Source organism: Catellatospora methionotrophica (assembly GCF_011297335.1).
GTDB lineage: Bacteria > Actinomycetota > Actinomycetes > Mycobacteriales > Micromonosporaceae > Catellatospora > Catellatospora methionotrophica.
The window spans coordinates 83,004-100,696 of the sequence record NZ_JAAOTJ010000016.1 but is presented as its reverse complement, the minus strand read 5'-3'; the positions used below and the strand labels follow the sequence as shown (position 1 = coordinate 100,696).

Annotated in this window: 16 protein-coding genes; 8 read left to right on the top strand and 8 right to left on the bottom strand. The window is 71.6% G+C overall.

Annotated features, from left to right (window positions below; all coding sequences use genetic code 11):
• Positions 1 to 19 precede the first annotated feature (19 nt).
• Positions 20 to 304: a hypothetical protein gene (locus HAV40_RS28500; protein ID WP_166386608.1), complete on the top strand. Its 285-nt coding sequence runs from the start codon at positions 20 to 22 to the stop codon at positions 302 to 304.
• A gap of 69 nt (positions 305 to 373) precedes the next feature.
• Here the strand turns inward: HAV40_RS28500 and HAV40_RS28495 are convergent, their stop codons facing one another.
• From HAV40_RS28495 to HAV40_RS28485, 3 genes are read right to left on the bottom strand one after another with little or no spacing between them, the layout of a single operon-like run.
• Complete coding sequence (locus tag HAV40_RS28495; protein WP_166386607.1) at positions 374 to 889, bottom strand: O-acetyl-ADP-ribose deacetylase; 516 nt, start codon at positions 887 to 889, stop codon at positions 374 to 376.
• Between the two features lie 7 nt (positions 890 to 896).
• Positions 897 to 1,091, bottom strand: a complete 195-nt coding sequence (locus tag HAV40_RS28490) for a DUF397 domain-containing protein (protein WP_409365004.1) — start codon at positions 1,089 to 1,091, stop codon at positions 897 to 899.
• Between the two features lie 5 nt (positions 1,092 to 1,096).
• Positions 1,097 to 1,933 (bottom strand): helix-turn-helix domain-containing protein, encoded by an 837-nt coding sequence (locus HAV40_RS28485; RefSeq protein WP_275413517.1) that lies wholly within the window; start codon positions 1,931 to 1,933, stop codon positions 1,097 to 1,099.
• A 201-nt stretch (positions 1,934 to 2,134) separates the two neighbouring features.
• Here HAV40_RS28485 and HAV40_RS28480 point away from each other — a divergent pair, with 201 nt between their 5' ends.
• Together HAV40_RS28480 and HAV40_RS28475 are read left to right on the top strand one after the other, a co-directional pair.
• Positions 2,135 to 2,362, top strand: a complete 228-nt coding sequence (locus tag HAV40_RS28480) for a hypothetical protein (protein WP_166386603.1) — start codon at positions 2,135 to 2,137, stop codon at positions 2,360 to 2,362.
• Positions 2,359 to 2,550 (top strand): hypothetical protein, encoded by a 192-nt coding sequence (locus HAV40_RS28475; protein WP_166386601.1) that lies wholly within the window; start codon positions 2,359 to 2,361, stop codon positions 2,548 to 2,550. Before HAV40_RS28480 ends, HAV40_RS28475 begins: the two co-directional genes overlap by 4 nt.
• A gap of 47 nt (positions 2,551 to 2,597) precedes the next feature.
• Here the strand turns inward: HAV40_RS28475 and HAV40_RS28470 are convergent, their stop codons facing one another.
• From HAV40_RS28470 to HAV40_RS38135, 4 genes are all read right to left on the bottom strand, one after another.
• Positions 2,598 to 4,211: a serine/threonine-protein kinase gene (locus HAV40_RS28470; RefSeq protein WP_166386599.1), complete on the bottom strand. Its 1,614-nt coding sequence runs from the start codon at positions 4,209 to 4,211 to the stop codon at positions 2,598 to 2,600.
• Between the two features lie 15 nt (positions 4,212 to 4,226).
• Entirely contained in the window at positions 4,227 to 5,837 is a 1,611-nt protein-coding gene (locus tag HAV40_RS28465) for a serine/threonine-protein kinase (RefSeq protein ID WP_203671841.1), read from the bottom strand.
• Positions 5,834 to 7,543, bottom strand: a complete 1,710-nt coding sequence (locus HAV40_RS28460; RefSeq protein ID WP_203671852.1) for an FHA domain-containing protein — start codon at positions 7,541 to 7,543, stop codon at positions 5,834 to 5,836. The genes HAV40_RS28465 and HAV40_RS28460 overlap by 4 nt, the downstream gene beginning before the upstream one ends.
• Before the next feature lie 213 nt (positions 7,544 to 7,756).
• Entirely contained in the window at positions 7,757 to 9,070 is a 1,314-nt protein-coding gene (locus HAV40_RS38135) for a hypothetical protein (protein WP_205694007.1), read from the bottom strand.
• 151 nt (positions 9,071 to 9,221) lie between these two features.
• On the opposite strand from HAV40_RS38135, the gene HAV40_RS28450 reads away from it, so the two are divergent.
• Positions 9,222 to 11,030 (top strand): helix-turn-helix domain-containing protein, encoded by a 1,809-nt coding sequence (locus HAV40_RS28450; protein WP_166386595.1) that lies wholly within the window; start codon positions 9,222 to 9,224, stop codon positions 11,028 to 11,030.
• A gap of 435 nt (positions 11,031 to 11,465) precedes the next feature.
• Here the strand turns inward: HAV40_RS28450 and HAV40_RS28445 are convergent, their stop codons facing one another.
• Positions 11,466 to 12,221 (bottom strand): phosphoglyceromutase, encoded by a 756-nt coding sequence (locus tag HAV40_RS28445; protein ID WP_166386593.1) that lies wholly within the window; start codon positions 12,219 to 12,221, stop codon positions 11,466 to 11,468.
• Between the two features lie 194 nt (positions 12,222 to 12,415).
• Between HAV40_RS28445 and HAV40_RS28440 the strand changes: the two genes are divergently transcribed.
• From HAV40_RS28440 to HAV40_RS28425, 4 genes are all read left to right on the top strand, one after another.
• Positions 12,416 to 13,681 (top strand): MDR family MFS transporter, encoded by a 1,266-nt coding sequence (locus tag HAV40_RS28440; protein ID WP_166386591.1) that lies wholly within the window; start codon positions 12,416 to 12,418, stop codon positions 13,679 to 13,681.
• Between the two features lie 25 nt (positions 13,682 to 13,706).
• A complete protein-coding gene (locus HAV40_RS28435; RefSeq protein ID WP_166386723.1) occupies positions 13,707 to 14,921 on the top strand; it encodes an MDR family MFS transporter in 1,215 nt (404 codons plus the stop codon).
• Between the two features lie 8 nt (positions 14,922 to 14,929).
• Positions 14,930 to 16,357 (top strand): MFS transporter, encoded by a 1,428-nt coding sequence (locus tag HAV40_RS28430; protein ID WP_166386589.1) that lies wholly within the window; start codon positions 14,930 to 14,932, stop codon positions 16,355 to 16,357.
• Between the two features lie 220 nt (positions 16,358 to 16,577).
• Positions 16,578 to 17,480, top strand: coding sequence for a MurR/RpiR family transcriptional regulator (locus HAV40_RS28425; RefSeq protein WP_166386587.1), 903 nt, complete (start codon positions 16,578 to 16,580; stop codon positions 17,478 to 17,480).
• Positions 17,481 to 17,693 lie beyond the last annotated feature (213 nt).

Genomic DNA, 17,693 nt, shown 5'->3' with positions numbered 1-17,693 from the left:
AAACGGCGATCATGCAGGTATGCCGTACACGCCTGCCCGCCTTCTGGCAGAGATCGCTCGTCGCGACCCGCAGGTGGTCGCGGAACTGCTGCCGCGAGCGCTTCCCTGGGTGCGTTTTCTGCCCGCTTCGGCCGTCAGGGAGTTTGCCGAGGAACTCGTCACCACCTCCGGTGACTTCGGAGACATGCCTGCTTTATCGGTGCTGCTCAGCGCATGGCGGCACACCGCAGAGGCCCACTCCGACCCCGAGTTGCACGCGGTTCTCGCCGGTGAGACCAGCGGAGACTACGGCCCGGTGTCCTGACGCCGGACATGATCGCTGTCTGTGGTCAGAATCTGTGGTGTGAAACGAGGGTTTGACCGCAAACGGCGATCATGCAGGGATTCCGCGCGCGGAGAGGGCGGTTTTGTAGGTAGGGGCGTCGAAGAGGACGAGGGTGGCCTGGTCGATTTTCGTTTCGGCGTGGTCGAGGACGCCGAGGGCCTGGCGGACGGCGTCCTCGATCGGCCAGCGGTATACGCCAGACGAGATCAGGGGGAAGGCGATGGTTCGGGCGCCCAGGTCGTCGGCCACCCGTAGCGCGTTGCGGTAGCAGTCGCGTAGCAGCTCGGAGCGGTCTTCGGTGGCGCTGTAGACGGGGCCGACTGTGTGCACCACCCAGCGGGCGGGGAGTTTGCCCGCAGTGGTGGCGACTGCTTGACCTGTGGACAGGCCACGGCCGTAATGGGATGCGCGCAGCGCACGGCACTCGGCGAGGATCTCCGGGCCGCCCTTGCGGTGGATCGCACCGTCGACGCCGCCGCCGCCGAGCAGCGACGAGTTGGCCGCGTTGACGATCACGTCCACTTCCTGGCGCGTGATGTCACCCTGTACGAGGTTCACCTGCATGATCGACTCAGCTGTCGAATTCGCCGGACTTGATCCCGGTCAGGAAGGCTGCCCAGTCGTCCGGAGTGAATGCGAGCGTGGCCCCATCCCTGTCCTTGCTGTCCCTTACCCCAACCGCGTCCGGTGAGACGGCGACCTCGACGCAGTTGGCACCCTGACCGTCACTGCGGCTGCTTTTCTTCCACACGACGTTCTCGAACACGTCCATCATCCTCGATCAGCGAAAAGCCGGGCGGAGTCCTCGGTGCTCAACGCGCCCCCGACCAGCATCTCGAACGCCTGTCGATGGGTGGCAATGTGCGCCTCCTCCTCAACGTACACGCCCTTACCGAGGTGATCGAAGTAAACCAGTCCCGGGTCGCTGGGCTCGGGGAAGTCCAGGATGACGACAGGTCGTCCATACGGTGCGTACGCGGGTGAGCTGAACGGAACCAAGCGGAGTTCGATGTTCGGTGACTCACTGAGCCTGGCGAGCTGTGCAAATTGCGCGCGCATGACGTCGGGAGTGCCGACCACGCAATGCAATGCCGCTTCGCCCACGACTGCACGCAGTCGGATGGGATCATCCCCGGTCAGCCGACCCTGGCGTTTCAGCCTCGCGTCAACTATGCGATCTACGCGCTCCGCCGTGGCGGTGGGCTGTGCCTGGCGAACCAGGGCTCGGGTGTAATCGGCTGTCTGGAGCAAGCCGGGAATCAGTAGCGTTTCGAAGTTGGAGATCGACGAGGCGGCGCTTTCGAGGCCGATGTACAGGTTGAACCATTCGGGCAGTTCGTAAGCCTGCCACCAGCCTCGGCGGCCGGAATCGCCTGCGAGCTGCACGAGCAGGTCTCGCTCGTCACGCTCGATTCCGCCGTAACAGTCGAGAAGCAGTAGGACATCGCCTGGACGAAGCGGCGTCAAGCCACGCTCAAGTCGACTGATCTTGGCGTCGGACCCGCCGATGACTGCTGCGGCTTCGATCGTGGTCATACCAACCCGGTTGCGCAGCTCGCGCAGTCTGTAGCCAACGCGTCGACGAATGGCCGTAGGGCTGGGAGGCATCAGGACATTGTGCAGCGAATCCGTTGGACTGTAAAGGAGTCCAATGATTGGGTTGCCGTGTGCAGATTACATGCGGCACACTGGCTCCACCGTCCATATGTGACAGTCGGCGCATCAAGGATGCGCTGAAAAGCAGGAGGCGGGGCTGTGTGGTTGGTCCCCGACGCCCCGCCTCCCCCACAACTCCATAGGAGGTGGTTCATGGCAGTCTACTTGGCCGTCGCTGGGCTGGGCGCGGTCGTACTGCTGGCCATGCTGGCCGGTTGGGCACTACGCGGACACGCGGCGAGCTGGTGCTCGTCGTGCGGTGGGGCGGTCGGCGCGGTCTGCGGTGCATGCTCGCACCGCGTAACGCGTGAGCAGGTCATGCGCGACCAATCGCCCCGGCTCGTCCGGCACCGGGCTGACGCCGAGGCGGTGTCCGTGTGAGCGGCCCCGCGCAGGGTCACGCCCCGATCCCGGATGAGTTGGCGCGACGGTACTGGGAGGCCATCACCGTCCATGGGGACGATCCGGCCACGGACATGTGCGTGCACTGTCGGCGCAGCCGCTGCCCCGAATGGGCGTACGCAGTGGAGCAGTTGATTCTCGCTGATCTGCTGGACGGCGACATCTGAGCGCTGAGCCCACCCGCTGGACGGCGGGTGGGCTCAGCGCTGACAGGTCACTTGCAGGAGTAGGTGAACTTCGACGAACCCTGAATGACGGTGGGCTTGAGGATGCGCAGGGTGGCTTCGGCTTCGCGGGTGCCCTTGCCCTGGAAGCGCCAGAACAGGTGGACCTGGACGCTGCGCGTGCCGTCCTTGACGGCCTGCTCCAGCGCGCCGGAGGTCTCGCCGTCGTTGCGCAGCCACTCGTACGTGATGACGCCGGCCTGGCCGTCGGTCTCGATCAGGCCGACCACGTCGACGTTCACGTTGCACTCGGCGGTGGTCGGCGGGACGACCGGGGTGACGGTGACCTTGGTGACCTGGACGGCGTTGTTGCGCTCCTGCCACCAGTTCCAGCCGACGTAGCCCGCGATGACCAGCAGGGCGACCGTGGTCAGCGCGCTGAAGAACGCAGCGATGCGCTTGCCGACGGTCTTCCTGGGTCGGGGCGGCGGGGCGGCCTGCGCGGCGGCCATCTGCCAGGCGGGCGGCGCGGGCGGCACGCCCTGCCCGAACCGCAGGTTCACGTCCTGCTGCGGCTGCTGAGCTTGCGGCGGGGCGGCCCGGCCCACCTGGTACGCGCCGGATTTGCGCTGCTCCTCGGCGGCCCGGTTGCCCATGCGGGTGGCCCCGTCCGGCGGCACCACGGGCATGACGGCGGTCGGTGGCGCGGTGCGGGGCGGCTGCGGCGGTGGACCGGAGTGCGAACCTCCGGCCAGCTGCACGGTCTCCTCGGCGGCTGGGACGCCAGCGGGCGCCCCCGGCGGGAAGGCCGGTGCGGCCGCCCACGGCTGCTGGGCGGGGAAGGCGGGCGGACCCGAGACCGGCGGCGCGGCGACCGGTGGGGCCGAGACGGGCGGCGCGGACACGGGCGGAGCGGACATCGGCGAGGCCGACACCGGCGTGGTGGCGAGCGGGTGCATCCGGGCGGCGAGGGACTTGAGTGCGGCGCGGTCGCCGAAGCCGGTGATCTGCTGGGCCGCGCCGCTGAGGGTGGTCAGGGCGGCGGTGATGCCCGCGCTGCCGCCGACGGCTTCGGCCTGCTGCCCGGCCTGGCGCAGCAGTTGCTGGGTGACCGCGTCGTGGCAGGCGTCGGCGAGCTGGGCCAGCAGGCGTGACCAGCCTGCGGCGTCGTGGCCGGGGCCGGGGGTCGTGCCGAGCACCGCGTGTCCGTAGCCGGCCTCGGCCAGCAGGGCCGCGCCACCGGCGCTGATCACGACGCCGTGGGCGTTCAGCTCGCCGTGGGCCAGCTGGCCCGAGTGGAGTTTGAGCAGCGTCTGCGCGGTGTCGGTGGCGATCAGCGCGGCCACGGCGGGCGGCAGGGTCACCCCGGCCGCGAGCGCCTGCGCGACCGTCGGCGACGGGGCGGCGTTGGTGATCAGCCAGCTGTGCCTGCCCTCGGTCACCTGGTCGATGACGTTGAGCAGGCCGGGCACGCGCAGGCGGGCCTGTCCGCTGACGGCGTCGGCGAGGCGCTGGGCGGCGGCCGGGTCGGTCAGGCCCCGGTCCTCCAGGCGCAGCGCGCCGCGCTGCTTGCCCTCCGCTGTGGACACCGTGTGCCACGTGCCGAGCCGTCCGGCCCGCCCCGCATCCAGCAGGGTGTATTTGCCACCGATGGTGTCGGTCACCGCAGCGCGTCCTTCTCAGCCGATGATGCAGTCAGCGTTCTGAATGATGGGTGCAGAGTAGACCTTCGTGGGAATGGCCGGGCCACCCCGCGTGGTCTCGATCGTCACCCGGATCTGGGTGCCGCAGTAGAGCAGGCCGCTCATGTCGACGACGGTGGAGACGGTCTTGCTCTGGCTGTCCGTGGTTCCGGTGACCACGAAGGTCTTCTGCGGGATCGTGTCGATCGGCATGTTGTTGTAGTTGATCGCGGTGAACCGCAGCGTGTAGCGGTAGCTGCCCGGCTGGTCGGTGTTCACGATCACGAAGGTGCGGGACTCCCGCGCGGCGGCGTTCGGCGCGGTGCCGGCGCACGCCTCCTTGACCCACCAGCAGGTGCTCGGCCGGAGGAAGGCCGTGACGGTCGCGACCGGGTTCGCCGGGGACGGCGAGGGGGACGGCTTGCGGCTCGGGCTGGGGCTGGGCTCCGGCTCGTCCGAGGGGGACGGCGACGGCTCCGCCGACGGGCTTGGTGAGGGGGACGGGCTCGGCGACGGGCTTTCCGAGGGTGACGGGATCGGCGACGGGGACTCGGCCGCGGTGGCGCTGGGCTCTGGCGTCGGGGTGCTGGCGGTCGGCCACAGGGCCGCGGCCGCGCCCGCGCCGCCGAGGACCAGTACGAGGGCGGTGATGCTGGCCGCCGTGGTGAACGCCTTGCGGGACATGCCTAGGATCGTGGTGCCGATGGCGGTCGCCTGGGCCTGCACGGCGGCCAGCGGGAACAGCAGCGCCAGCAGCAGTGCGCGGCGGGCCAGCTTGCTGCGGCCCTCCTCCTCCCACTGGGCCCCGTAACCGGCCCCGGCGACGGCCTCCAGCTCGCGCAGGAACGTCGTGGCGTCCTTGGGACGCTGCTTGGCGTCCTTGGCCAGGCCACGGCGGACCAGGCCGCGTACCGCCTCGGGGACCATCTCCACGGGGACCGGAGCATGCTCGTGCTGGCGGCGCAGGCCCTGGAGGTCGCCGGGGGCGCGGAACGGCGGCTGCCCGGCCAGGCACTCGAAGAACGTGGCGGTCGCCGCGTAGATGTCGGTCGACGGGCTCGCGGGGGCACCGGCCCACTGCTCGGGGGCCATGTACGACGGGGTGCCCGCCAGCGGGCCCTGGCGGCCGCTGCGGGCGGAGATGCCGAAGTCGGCCAGCTTGCTCTGGCCCTCGCCGTTGACGAGCACGTTCTCGGGCTTGTAGTCGCGGTGCACGACGCCGCGCTCGTGGGCGGCGGCCAGGCCGAGCAGCGAGCCCTTCAGCACCACCAGGGCGGCCTCGGGCTCGGTCGGGCCCTGCTCGCGCAGGATCGCGCGCAGCGCGACGCCGTCGACCAGCTCCATCACGATCGCCGCGCCGCCGGGCGCCTCGATGTACTCGTACAGCCGGGCGACCTGCGGGGATTCGACCTCGGACATGACGCGGGCCTCGGCCCGGAACGAGCGGATGAAGTTCTCGTCGTCACGTAGGTGCTCGGCCAGGTACTTGATGGCGACCTTGACCCCGGTCGCCTCGTGCTCGGCGAGCACGACCAGCCCGGACGCGCCGCGCCCCAGCTCCCGGATCTCGACATATCCGGGCACGGTCCACATGTCGGGTTGAGTCATGCCGTCACCTCCGCAGTCGCGGCCTTGCGGGACTTGATGAACGCGGTCAGCTTGCGGAACAGCCGGTACCAGATCGGGAACATGATCAGGCCGATGCCCAGCACGATGACCAGCACGTCGATGCCGGGCGGCAGGTACTCCTCGACGAGTCCGCCGAGCCGGTCGCGCCAGGCCAGGAAGCCCAGCAGCACGAACAGACCGGTGCCGACGACGGCGGTGAAGCCGTACGCCGCCATGCCTATCTGCTTGATGCCGGGCCTGCGGCCCGCCTTCAGGTCGGACCAGATGCCCTTGGTGAAGTAGGCCGAGGCCTCCTCGCGCAGGCGCGGCAGCCGCAGCCCGTCCGCGAGCGCCTGGTAGCCGTCCAGCGGCATCAGCGGGTTCAGGTTGTACAGCGTGTTCAGGTACAGGCCGAAGGCCAGCTGGTACGCCATGCCGGAGACCTGCGGCACGGGCACCCAGGCGGCGGTGGCGGCGAGCATCCCGGCGATGGCGGCGGTGGACAGTGGCCCGGACAGCGTCACCACGATGCGCGACCAGCGGCTGCCGAACCACATGTCCGAGGTGTCCACGAACGCGAACGGCATGCCCATCATCAGCATGAACCCGCCCCGGGTGACCGTGCGGCCGTACGACTTCACGGCCAGCGCGTGCGCCGACTCGTGCACGATCAGCGCGAACAGGTAACCCGCCGCGATGACGACCGCGCCCCAGATGCCCGCGCCGTTGATGTCGAACAGGTTCTGCTCGGCGCTGGCCACGGTCATCGCGTAGATGCCGCCGATGATGCACAACCACAGACCCGCCACGCCGGTACGCGTGAAGAAGCGCCAGCCGAACGACCGGTACATCGCGCTGAACACCCGGTCCAGGCCCTTGACCGACACCTCGGTGCGCAGCAGCGTCCTCAGCACGGCCTGGCCGAACCGCTTGAGCAGCGGCGGCTTGTCCGCCTCGCGCTGGCCGTGCACGCCGCGCACCAGCTCCAGCGCCGCGAACGTGCGCAGCGTCCGCTCGATGCGGGGCAGCGCCAGCTCGCCGTACTGCTGGGCGTACGCGAAGAGCAGGTCGCGCACCGTGTTCTCGCCGTCGAGCTGGTGCCACAGGAACACGTCGCGCTCGTCGAGCTGCAGGTACTGCCCCGTACGAGTGTTGCGCAGCACCCACTGCTGGTCGCCGCGCATGTCCGGCACCTGCTTGAGGGCCCAGCCGCTGCGCCGCCGGGGGCGGGCCGTCAGCGGGCCGGTGGCCGTCGGCGCGGTCTCGGGCTGACCGGCGGGCAGCAGGATGCTGTGCTCGACGCCGCGCACCATGGTCTTGGAGCCGATCGCCGCCGATCGCGGCTGCGCGAACCGCAGCGGTATGTCGCCGATGTGCATTTCGGACTCGTCGGGCAGCGGGGCCCAGTCGCCGTGGAACGTACGCCGGCCCAGGGTGGTGCCGTTGAACGAGTTGAGGTCTTCGAGGTGGAAGCCCTCGGCGTTGCGGACGACCCGGGCGTGGTGGCGCGAGACGCTGGCGTCGTCGAGCACGATGTCGTTGTCGGGGGCGCGGCCGATCGTGGTGTGCGGCTTGACGAGCGGGAAGACCCGCTCACCTGCCGCGTCGTGCCAGCGCAGCTCCGGCGCCGCGAACGACTCCACCACAGCGCCCTTGCGGAGCGTGCCGCAGTGCAGGCAGTACGGGTAGTCCCGCCGCAGGTGCACATGGCAGGCGTGGCACAACATCGTTCGGCCTTTCAAGGGGTATGGAGCCGTGCGGCGAGCCGAATCATAGGCGGCCGAACGGCGGCACGCTCTCGGCTGACTGCTTTACGACGGTGATCCGTTCAGGGGGTTCGTCGATGGGTGGGAGTGTGCCGGGCAGCAGAGGTGCGACGGGGGCGCACACCCCTGCTGCCCGGTGTCTGGTGCGGACGGTCAGGCCGCGGCGGTCGCCTCGGTGCCGTCCTGATCGGACTTGAAGACCTTGCCCGCGACCGCTCCGGCGACGCCGCCCGCGACCGCTCCCGCGGCCAGGCCCGCTCCGCCGATGATCAGCTCCTGGGTGCCGATGCCGTCGGAGCTCTCGCTCGCGGCGGCCGGGTAAGCCTGGACAGCGCCCGGCTGCGGGGAGGCCGCCGGGGCGGGGTCGGCCCCGGGTGCGGCCGGGTCGCCGGACTGCACGACCACGACGACCGGACCGGCGTCCTCGGTCGGGGTGGCCACCGGGTCCACCACCGGCGCGGGGGCCGGGGCGGGGGGTGCGGGAGCCGGGTCGGGAGCCGGGGCCGGCTCGGGTGCGGGCTCCGGGGCCGGGGCGGGCTCGGGTGCGGGCTCCGGGGCCGGTGGCGGCGGAGCGGGCTCGGCCGGTTCCGCGGGCTCGGCGGGCTCGGCCGGTTCGAGTTCCGGGAGGTCCGGCAGGTCGAGGTCCGGGGGCAGGTGGATCGGCGGGATCCACGGGCCCGGGTCCGGGATGGGTTCGAGCTCCGGCAGGTCCGGCAGGTCGAGGTCCGGCGGGAGGTGGATCGGCGGGATCCACGGGCCCGGGTCCGGCTCCGGCGTCAACGGCGGCAGCCCGAAGTCCGGCGGCAGGTGGATGACCGGGGGGACGATCGGGTCCGGCTCGGGGTCCGGGTCCAGCCCCGGGAAGTTGAAGTCCGGCGGCAGGTGGACGACCGGCGGCAGGATCGGCGCGGGCTCGGGGTCCGGGTCCAGCGGCACCAGGTCGAGGTCCGGCAGGTGCAGGCCGACCTCGGGCAGCGGCAGCGGGGGCGGGGGCAGCGGCTCCTCGGGCAGCGGCAGCGGGGGCGGGGGCAGCGGCTCCTCGGGCAGCGGCAGCGGGGGCGGGGGCAGCGGCTCCTCGGGCAGCGGCAGCGGGGGCGGGGGCAGCGGCTCCTCTGCGTCCGGCGTCAGGTCGACGGGCGTGAGGTGGATCGGCGCGACCGGGGCGGGCTCGGCGGGCGGCAGCGGGGCCGTCGGCTCGTCGTCCGGCAGGTCCGGCAGGTCCGGGGTCAGGTCGGCGGGGGAGATGAGGCTGCCGAGGCCGCCGGTGCCGATGCCGGACTTGGACAGGCGTACGCCCAGGGCGGTGGGCCCGGCCCCCGCCGAGGCGTCGGCAAGGCCGCGGAGCTGGTCGGTCTCGTCGGCGGTGAGGCCGTACTGGGTGGCGACGGCGTCCGGATTGGCCCGTGCGTGCCGGGCGAACTCCGGGTCCACCGCCATCCTGGCGATGAGATCGCGGAACTGGGACATCGGAGGCTCCCTTTCAATGGGAGAGGGGGTTCGTGCGGGGGCGTTGCGAGGTGAGTTCACGCTAGGTCCGTTAGGGGACTGCGCACATCGCGGCGAGTACGTAACTTCTGCACCGGGGGTGCTGCGTACCGACCCGGAGAGGGGAGGCGCCGTGGATCGCCGACAGGCTGCCGAGCTGCTGCGGGAGCGCATCGGCCGCCCCGTCGCGCCCCGCCTCGTGGAGCAGCTGCTGCGGCGGACCGACGCGGACCCGACAGTGCTGGCCGCGATCGCCGACCAGGTCGACGCCGACGGCGACGGGCTCTACCGCCTCCCGCTGCGCTGGCCCGAGGAACTGGCCGAGCCGGTGCGGGCGGCGCTGCGCGCGCTGGAGCCCGGCGCGCGCGAGACGGTCACCGCGGCCGCCGTGATCGGCCGCGAGTTCGACCTGGCCATCCTGGAGGGCGTATGCCCCGAGCAGGACGTGCTCAGCGGCCTCGACGACGCCGCCGCGGCGGGACTGGTCCGCGAGCAGGGCCCCCAGGTGTACGGCTTCGTACGCGCCCTTGACCGCGAGGTCTGCTACGACACGCTCGGCGGCCGCAGCCGCGCGGCGCTGCACGAACGCGTCGCCGGTGTGCTGATCCGGCTAGGCGCGCTCGGCGGGACCCGAGCGGCGACCCTGCCGGAACTGGCACACCACACCGCCGAGGCGGCCGCGCTGGGCGGAGCGGCCCGGCTCGACGCCGCGGTCGCCGCTTCGGCCACCGCTGCGGCCGCCGCCGACGAGGACGGCGCGTACGACTTGGCCGCCGGCTACTACGCGCAGGCCGCCCTGTTCGCCGGGCGGGCCGGATGGACTCCTGCGCAGGCTGGAAGGCTGCTCGCCGCCTCGGGCACGGCCCGGCTGCGCGGCGCGGCCAGCGCGGCGGCCCGCGAGGCCGGTCGCGCGTCGCTCACCGGCGCACTGCGCCTCGGCCTGCGCGCGTCCGACATGGGCCTGATCGCGGCAGCGGCGCTGGGGCTGGGGCCGCGCCCGAGCCTGGGAGCCTTGGCCCCGAGCGTCGGCCCAGCGCGTGCCGGGGTCGCGGACGGCGCGGTCGGCACCGGAGACGGCATGGTGGGCGGTGGAGCGGTGGAGGGCGCAGCGGCGCGCCGTCCGGCCCTGCGCGCAGGTTCAGCGGCTGGCGGCGTACCCGGTGGATCAGGGCAGGTCGGCCACCCGGATGAGCGGGCACCCGGGGACCCGGTGCGGATGGGTGCGCTGCGCGACGCCTGTGCGGCGCTGCCCGCGTCGGGGCTGCCGCCAGAGCAGCACTCGGTGGCCGCGCGGCTGATGTCGCGGCTGGCCGATGAGCTGGGCGAGGCGGAGCTGGCCGACCGGGCGCTGGACCTGGCCCGCGCCGGGGGAGACCCGCGGGCGGTCGCGGAGGCGCTGCTGGCTGCGGGCGGTCGGCTCGACCAGGTGGTACGCGAAGCAGCCGCGCTCGGCGACGCCGAGTTGCAAGTACGGGCGTACGACCTGGCGGCCGCCGACGCGGTCCGGCGCGGCGACCGGAGCCGTGCCGTGGCCCTGCTGGCCCAGACGGCGGCACTGGGCGAAGGACGCCCCACCGCGCTCGTCCGCTGGTACGCGCTACGCGCCGCGGCGGAGCTGGCGGCCCTGCGCGGGCGGCCCGATCCGTTGGCCGCCGACCGGGCGCTGGCCGCCGGGCGGCTCGTCGACCCGGCCGTGGCCGAGGCGGCCGACCGTGCCCTGCGAGCCTGGTCGGGTCCGGACGCCGGGCCGGGCGGGCTGACCGCCCGCGAGCGCGAGGTGCTGTCGTGGGCACTGCGCGGCGCGCCCGCCAAGGAGATCGCTACCGCGCTCGTGCTCGGCGAGCGGACCGTCGAAACCCACCTGGCCAGCATCTATCGCAAGCTCGGCGTACGGACCCGGGTCGAGTTGATCACGAAGCTCGGAGACGGTAGCGCATCGTAGAGACTGCGGTTACGCAATGTTACGAATGAGATTCGCAAATGACTGGACGGCCACTTGACCAGCGGCGTAGCGTCTCTCTCAAGCGCATCGCTCGATGAAACCCGGGGGATGGCCCAGCCGATCATTTATCGGTTGTGGCGCCGAGCCGATGCGCCGGGGGATGGGTGGCACCACGCCGTTGGGGGACGGCCGCCACCTGAGACCGGTCGGCCGGCCGGCGACGCTAACGGGGGTGAGCGTCGCCGCCGGCCACCGGCACATCCAGCCCCCGCTGCCCCCGTCGCCCCCACCCCCACCACCACTGGCGCAACTCTTAAAGAGTTGCGCCTTCAGTCATGTCCTGAGGGCGCAACTCTTTAAGAGTTGTCGCAGGATGAGGGCGGGCCGGGGCCGGGGCCGACGTCGGGCGGGGCCGGGGCTGGGTTGGGTTGGTGGTTAGCGGCCCTGGTTGGCGACGGCGGCGGCGGCTTCGGCGGCGGCGGCCGGGTCGAGGTAGGTGCCGCCCTTGGTGATCGGGCGGAGGTTCTCGTCGAGGTCGTAGCGCAGGGGGATGCCCGTCGGGATGTTGAGGGCGGCGATGGCCTCGTCGGAGATCCCGTCGAGGTGCTTGACCAGGGCGCGCAGCGAGTTGCCGTGGGCGACCACGAGCACCGTCCTACCCGCGCGCAGGTCCGGGACGATCACGTCGTACCAGTACGGCAGCATCCGGCCGACGACGTCCTTGAGGCACTCCGTGCGCGGCTTCAGCTCGTCCGGCAGCAGCGCGTAGCGGGCGTCGGCCACCTGCGAGAACTCGTCGTCGTCGGCGATCGGCGGCGGCGGGGTGTCGTACGAGCGGCGCCAGAGCATGAACTGCTCCTCGCCGTACGTGTCGAGGGTCTGCTTCTTGTCCTTGCCCTGCAGTGCGCCGTAGTGGCGCTCGTTGAGCCGCCAGCTGCGCGACACGGGGATCCAGGACCGGTCTGCCGTGTTGAGCGCGATCTCGGAGGTCCGGATGGCGCGCCGCAGCACGCTGGTGTGCACCACGTCGGGCAGCAGTCCGGTTTCCTTGAGCAGTTCGCCGCCGCGGCGCGCCTCCGCCTCGCCCTGGGCGTTCAGGTCGACGTCGACCCAGCCGGTGAAGAGGTTCTTGGCGTTCCATTCGCTGTAGCCGTGCCGCAGCAGCACCAGTGTTCCAACCATGCCGCCCATCTTTCCCGATGACCGTCAAGGCCTTGTGACCAGTCCCCTAACGGCGAACGACTGCGCAGCGCAGCGGAGCGGGCGCCGAGCCGTCGACGCGGTGCAGTGACGACCACCACGTGAAATTCGGGGTGACTTCCGTCGTACCGGCGGCCTAGGTTGTAAGGCGTTAGACGGGGTTGCAATCATTACAGGAGTGCGGTGTGCGGGGCTGGTTGACGCAGACGACGGGCGGACTGCCGAAGATCTTCTGGTACCTGTGGACCGGCACACTGATCAACCGCACCGGCGCGTTCGTGATGCTGTACCTCGAGATCCACATGGTGGTCGAGTACGGCTTCTCCGCCACCTTCGCCGGGCTCGTGCTCGGCCTGTTCGGCGGCGGCATGGCGCTGGGCTCGCTGGCCGGGGGCGTGCTCGCGGACCGCTGGGGGCGGCGCTCCACGCTGCTGGTGTCCAACCTCGCGCTCGCCGCGACCGCGGTGGTGCTCGGCTTCGTGTTCCAGCCGGTCGCGGTCGCGCTGCTGGCCGCGGTGTACGGCTTCTGGAACGGACTGGGCCGCCCCGCCTTCTCCGCGACCATGGTCGACGTGCTCGGCCCGACCAAGCGCATGCGCGGCATGAACCTCAACTACTGGGCCATCAACCTGGGCTTCTCGTTCGCGGCGGTGCTGGCGGGCGTGCTGTCGCGCACCCCGCACCTGACGGTGTTCCTGCTCAACGCGGCGGCCCAGCTGACCATGGCGGCGATCGTGTTCTGGCGGGTGCCGGAGACCCGGCCGGTCCGGGCGGCGGTGCCCGGCGTGGCCGTGCCGCACCGCGCACCGGTCGAGGGAAGCATCCTCATCGTGCTGCGCGACCGGGTGTTCATGACGTTCGTGCTGCTCAACCTCGGTCTGTGGATCATCATCGAGTCCTGCAAGCTGATCCCGATCGCGATGCACCAGCGCGGCCTCGACGCCGCCGACTACGGCACCGTGATCGCGGTCAACGGCATCATGATCGTGGCGTTCCAGCTGTTCGTGCCGAAGCTGCTGGCCGGGCGCAACCGCAGCCGGGTGCTGGCGCTGTCGGCGCTGCTGGTCGGCCTGGGCATGGGCGCGACCGCCATCGCGGGCACCGTTCCGGCGCTGATGCTGACCGTGGTGGTCTGGACGGCGGGCGAGATGCTCAACGCCCCCGTCAACGGCACCCTGATCGCGGACCTGTCGCAGCCCGCGATGCGCGGCCGCTACCAGGGCGTCGCCTCGATGGGCTTCACCGCGGCCAACTTCTTCGCGCCGGTGTTCGGCGGCATGCTGCTCGACCACGCGCCGCCGATGACGCTGTGGCTGGTGCTGGCGCTGCTGGGCGTCGCCGTCGCGACCGGTCAGCTGCTCAGCGGCCCGGTCCGCGAGCGCCGCGCCCGCGCCCTGACCGAGCCGAAGCCGACCGTGGAAGGAGCCGACCTTGCCCCCGTCGCCGCGTGAGACGACACCCGCCGGTCCGGGCGGGGTGCGGCGCTGGTTCGCCGAGACCGTGGGCGGGCTGCCCGCGACCTACTGGTACCTGTGGACCGGTTCGCTGATCAACCGGGCCGGCGGCTTCGTCATCGTCTACCTGACCATCTACCTGACGACCGTGCAGGGCTTCTCGCCGTCGCGGTCCGGCCTGGTGCTCGGTCTGTGGGCGGCGGGTGGGGCGATCGGCACCCTGATCGGCGGCGTGACCGCGGACCGGGTGGGGCGGCGGATCACGCTGCTGGTCGCCCACCTGGGTGCGGTCGTGCTGCTGGTGGCTCTGGCCTTCGCGCAGGGCTTCTGGGCGATCGCACCGCTCGCCTTCCTGTTCGGCCTGGTCGGAGAGGCGTCACGCCCGGCCTTCCAGGCGCTGATGGTCGACGTGGTGCCCGCGAAGGACCGGCTGCGCGCATTCACGCTCAACTACTGGGCCGTCAACGTCGGCTTCGCCGTGGCCGCGACGCTGGCGGGCCTGGCCGCTGCGGCCGACCCGAAGCTGATCTTCCTGATCAACGCTGGAACAGCACTGGCGCCGTTCCTGTTCATCCTGCTCAAGGTGCGCGAACCGCACCGGGAGCGGCCCGCCGCCGCGCCGCACGCGCCGGTCGAGCGGGCGGGCATCGGCGTGGTGCTGCGCGACCGGGTGTTCCTCGGCTTCGTCGCGGTCAACCTGCTGATCTCGTTCGTGTTCATGCAGCACCTGTCCACGCTGCCCATCGCGATGACCGGCGACGGCATCCCCGCGCAGCAGTACGGCCTGGTCATCGCCCTCAACGGGGTGCTCATCGTGGCCGGGCAGCTGTTCATCCCCAAACTGATCAGGGCGTACGACCGTTCGCGGGTGCTCGCCGTCGCGGCGGTGATCATCGGGCTCGGGTTCGGGCTGACCGCGTTCGCCGACTCGGCCGCGTTCTACGCGCTGACCGTGCTGATCTGGACGGTCGGCGAGATGCTCAACTCGCCGTCGAACTCGACGCTGACCGCCGCGCTGTCCCCGGCCGCCATGCGCGGTCGTTACCAGGGAGTGATGTCGCTGTCCTGGTCGGTGGCCGGATTCGCCGCTCCGGTGCTGGGCGGCTACGTGCAGCAGCACCTCGGGGACGAGGCGCTGTGGCTGGGCTGCGGCGTGATCGCTATCGTCGCGGCGGCCGGGCAGCTCTGGTCGGGCCCGGCCCGCGAGCGCCGGGCCGAGGCACTACAGGCTGCGTGAGGGCGGGTATGCGGTTCGTTCGTGAGTCGGTGGCCGGGCTGCCGCGTACCTTCTGGATGCTCTTCTCGGCGATGCTGGTCAACCGGGTCGGCGCGTTCGGCATGCTGCTGCTGCCGATCTACCTGACCACGGCCCGCGGCGCGTCGGTCGCCGTCGCCGGGCTGGTCGTCGGGGCTTACGGGGCCGGTGGCGCGGGCGGCACGCTGCTCGGCGGGGTGCTGGCCGACCGGTGGGGGCGCAAGGCGACGTACCTCGCGGGCACGAGCGTGGCGGCGCTGCTGATGGTCGGGCTCGGGCTGGCCCGGCCGATCTGGCTCATCGCGACGCTGGCCGCCGCCGTCGGGCTGGCGCACTCGCTGCCCGGCCCGGCCGTGGTCGCCGCCATCGTCGACGTGCTGCCCGAGGCCGACCGCTCGCGCGCCTTCAACCTGCAGTTCTGGGCGTTCAACATGGGCAGCGCGATCGCCGCCGCGCTGGCCGGGGTGATCGCGGAGTTCAGCTTCCTCGCCCTGTTCCTGATCGACGCGGGTATGACGGCCGTGACCGCGCTGCTGGTGTGGCGACTGGTGCCGGAGACCCTCCGGCGCCAGCGCACCGCGACCAGCCCGGTCGGCGCATCGACCACCGCCCCGGCGGCGCCCACTGCCCCGGCGGCGGGCTCGGGCACCGGGCCTGCCGCCCCTCCTGGCATAGACGCTGGCCTATCACATCGAGAATCGGGCAGCCAGAATCGACGTGATCGGCCAGCGTCTATCTGGCGACGGCTGCCGATCAACCGGACCGCGGACCGTTCCGCCGATCAGGTCGGGCTCGCCGTCGTGCTGCGGGACCGGGTGTTCCTGACGTTCGTCGGCCTGACGTTCGTGCTCGCGCTGCTAACCGTGCAGGGGCAGTCGATCCTGCAACTGGCGATGGAGGGCGACGGGCTGCGGCCGTCCGCGTACGGGCTGGTCGTCTCGCTGGGCGGGGCGATGATCGTGGTCGGGCAGCTGTTCGTGCCGAAGCTGATCGGGGCACGACGGCACGCGGTCGTGCTGGCGGCGGCGTTCTCGCTGCTCGCGGTCGGTTACAGCACCGTCTTCCTGGCCGACCGGCTCTGGGTGTATGTGGCCGCCGCCTCGGTGTGGACGGTCGGTCAGATGCTGGCCGCGCCGCCGAACGCCTCGATCATCGCTGAGCTGGCCCCGACCGCGCTGCGCGGTCGCTACCAGGGTGTCTTCTTCCTCGTGTTCCCGGCGGCGGGTTTCGTCGCGCCGTCGGTGGGCGGCTGGAGCCTCCAGCACCTGGGTCCGTGGCACTGGCTCGCGTGCGGTGCGCTGGGTCTGCTCGGCGCGGCGGGGCACCTGTGGACGGCCCGCCGCCGCGAGGCGCGCGCCGCATCGATCCGCGCCGTGGAAATGACCCCACAAGCGACGGACGAGCCCGCTTTCGCCTGATCCGCCAGGGATCGCGATGTGCCATGCGGCTGAGCCGCAACGCCCTGATAACCGGGTGACATTCACTCCACCGAATGGCCGATGGGCACCTCCACCCATCGAAGGATGTCACAAGGTAACGGTTTGAAAACGGCCGACGTGACTGTTGACACAGCGCCAAATTAAGTAAGAATTCTTTCCACATACAGTTAACACTCCTTCCTAAAAGAGGTTGACGAACGTGGAACGAGGCGCGTACCCGACGGCAGGCACGGACAGCGTGCTCGCCCGTTTGCGTGCCAAACTCCCGGAGTTCACGGGCGCCTTGCGGCGCGTCGCCGAGCAGGTGCTGACCGATCCGGCCGGAGCCTCCCGAGCGACCATCGTGGAACTCGCCGAGCGCTCGCACACCTCGCCCGCCACGATCACCCGGTTCTGCCGGGCGGTCGGCTTCGAGGGATACGCCGACCTGCGGCTCGCCATCGCGGGCGAGACCGGTCGCGCCGCGCGCTCGGCGGGCTGGGCCGTCGACATCGGCCGGGCCATCGAGCCGGGCGACCCGCTGGAGCGCGTACTCGGCCAGATCATGGCCGCCGACACCCGGGCCATGCAGGACACCGCCGCGATGACCGACCTGGTCGAGGTCGAGCGCGCCGCCGACGCCATCGCCGGGGCCGAGCGCGTCGACATCTACGGAGCCTCCGGGTCGGCGCTGGTCGGTGCGGAGATGCAGTTCTCGCTGCACCGCATCGGGATCGCCGCCTGGTCCTGGCCCGACGTGCACAACGGACTGGCCAGCGCCGCCCTGCTCAGCGCCGGGGACGTCGCGCTCGGCATCTCGCACTCCGGCCAGACGCGGGAGACCATCGAGATGGTCGCCGAGGCCGGCAGCCGCGGCGCGACCACGGTCGCGCTCACCAGCTTCCCGCGCTCGCCGCTGGCCGACGTCGCCGATGTCGTGCTGACCACGGCGACGCAGGCCACCACGTTCCGGCCGGACTCGCTGTCGGCCCGCCACCCGCAGCTCGTCGTGCTCGACCTGCTGTACATCGCCGTCGCGCAGCGCACCCACGAGCGTGCGCACGCGGCGTTCCAGCGCACCGCCCAGGCGGTCGCCGGCCACCGCCTCCGGGAGGTGGTGTGAGTGATGTCCACCCTGACGGCCCTCGGCCGTTCCACAGACTCCGGCGCATTCGTGCCGGTAGACGCGGCGACGTCAAGCGACGCACCGCTGCGGTATCTGGTCACGTCCCGCGGCGTGACGTTTCCCGGTCTCCCCGGGGAAGCGCAACACCAGATCGAAGTGCAGCGACGCGCCGGATGGGCCCGACGCGCCGCGATATCTCGTACGAGGAGA